This is a genomic window from Pseudomonas sp. WC1, from assembly GCF_050586565.1.
Taxonomy (GTDB): Bacteria; Pseudomonadota; Gammaproteobacteria; order Pseudomonadales; family Pseudomonadaceae; genus Aquipseudomonas.
This window is the reverse complement of record NZ_JBOBDQ010000123.1, coordinates 1-1,347: the sequence shown is the minus strand read 5'-3', so window position 1 is coordinate 1,347 and position 1,347 is coordinate 1. Positions and strand designations below refer to the sequence as shown.

2 protein-coding genes are annotated in these 1,347 nt (G+C 63.0%); both read right to left on the bottom strand.

All coding sequences use genetic code 11. From position 1 onward, the window contains the following. A partial coding sequence (locus tag ACQ4OD_RS26305; RefSeq protein WP_110698569.1) for a lipocalin family protein occupies positions 1–553 on the bottom strand: 553 nt, incomplete at its 3' end. Between the two features lie 63 nt (positions 554–616). Next, positions 617–1,198 (bottom strand): hypothetical protein, encoded by a 582-nt coding sequence (locus ACQ4OD_RS26300; RefSeq protein ID WP_430945218.1) that lies wholly within the window; start codon positions 1,196–1,198, stop codon positions 617–619. Positions 1,199–1,347 lie beyond the last annotated feature (149 nt).

Here is a 1,347-nt window from a genome sequence, read left to right as displayed (position 1 = left end):
AGAGTTTGGCCTGGCGCCAGATCAATTGCTCGGTGGGATAACCCTGCTTGCGCGCCAGCGCCAGTAGCTGGTCACGGGTCTGGTCACTGACAGTGGGGGTGCGCGACAGCAGCCACAGGTATTCGCGGTTCGGGTGGCCGACCACGGCCACGCGGTAATCCGCGTCGTGATACAGCACCCAGTATTCGCCCTTGGTCAGGTCCGGTGCCAGGCGGCTGAACCAGTTGTCGAAGCGCACCCAGAGCTTGTCGGTGCGGCCGGGTACCTGCGCCTCGGCGATGCCATTGGCCTGGTTCCATTGGCCGTCCTTTTCCAGGCAGCGGTTGGAGACGTCGATGCGCCCGTCCTCGCGCAGGCCATAACGGGCCTCGGACTGCACGCAATTGCGCTGGAAGAACATCGGCAGGCGCGCCAGTTCATACCAGGTGCCCTGATAGCGCTGGAGCTCGACCTGTTGCGTGGTAGGCGGTGGCTGCTCGTCGCGGGCGCTGGTGCAGCCCGTGAGCGCGAGGGTAAGGCAGCAGCAAAACGGCACGGCCAGGCGCATCGCCATGGGAAACCTCCTGAAGGGGGGAAAGGCTCACATGGCTTTCGATGCGCGGGCCGGCCAAAGGTTTTACTGGGCTGGGCGGGAAGTTTCCACGCTCAGTACTTCGGTGAAGATGGCTTCGACGGTCTGGTCGACCTTGAGGTTTTTCATGCGTGCCTGCAGTTCGGGATTCTCGACCTTGACCACCTGCAGTTTGCCTTCGGGCGGCAGCAGGGTGACTTCATGAGTGTTCAGGTCGATCTTCTTGATCTGCGAGGTGACCTTGACCTGGCGGAAAGCCTCGCCACCTGGGTTGGGGTTGGCCGCGGTGGCGCGGATGGTGCCCGATTCCTCGGAGGCCTTGGGCGCGCCGCCGACATTGGTGTTCAGTACATAGGCGATGGCACGGGTGACTTTGATGTCGACCTGGTCGCCGACCTTGAGGTTGGGCAGGGCCTTGGCCTGTTTGGTGAGCTGGAAGGTCACGTCCTTGTCGTGGGGACCCTTGACCGTGACCTGGCGGTTGGGCAGGTCGATCTTGGTCACTTCGGTGGTGATATGGCTTTCCAGCGCCTCGCTGGCGATGGGCAGTTCGGCGGCGTGGGCGGCGAGGCTGGCGGCGGACACTAACGAGGCGAAAGCAACAGCGCGTGCGAGGGTGGCAGTCATTGGCCTGTCTTCCTTGTGGTCGATACCGGTGGATGTATGCGAGAAGAAGCATAGACACAGGTTGGCAGATGTGTGGAGCGTGTCGGTCTCATCGCGGGGCAAGCCCGCTCCCACGATCGTCAGCCAGCAGAGTTGCGAGCAGTACCAAC